This window comes from Vibrio sp. 378, from assembly GCF_033339435.1.
Genome location: NZ_JAWOUO010001145.1, coordinates 1 through 524, shown reverse-complemented (window position 1 = coordinate 524; position 524 = coordinate 1). Strand labels below are relative to the sequence as shown.

Annotated in this window: 1 protein-coding gene; it reads right to left on the bottom strand. The window is 53.4% G+C overall.

Features of this window, described 5'->3' with window-relative positions; translation table 11 throughout:
* Positions 1–524 (bottom strand): FHIPEP family type III secretion protein (locus tag R7Q48_RS30850; RefSeq protein WP_318134222.1); only part of this gene is annotated, 524 nt, incomplete at both ends.

Sequence of the window (524 nt, the reverse complement as noted above, 5' to 3'; positions counted from 1 at the left end):
TCGAGATACAACGCGCGTCTTACTCTGGCGAGTTCGTCGTTCAGTGCGACGGCTTCTAGGCTTTCTTGTAGGCTTGAATCCAGATCGATAAGCAGTGGCACTGTCATCGCGAACTCTTCTTGCTCGCCCAATTTGCCTTTGCTACCACGAGACGGCGTTGGTTTACTGGGTTTTGCGGCAGGAGAACCCGCTCCCTGCGCGACAAAGCTCGGCAGATCGCTGCTTTCAGATTCGGTTTGCTTTTTCTGTTGATAGAAGAGGTAAAAACCGCCGCCACCGACCACCAAAGCCAGCACTAGGAATGTAATTTTCGGAAAGCCAGGGATAAGAGCGAACAAGACCAGCAGCACACCACCAATCAACAGTGCACGAGGCTGAGCCGTGACTTGCCCGCCAATGTCGGAGCCCAAGTCGGCCGAGTCTTCGTGGGAAACACGCGTAACGATAATACCAGCGGTGATCGCGATAAATAGCGCAGGAATCTGCGATACCAAGCCATCGCCTACGGTCAAAATCGCAAACAG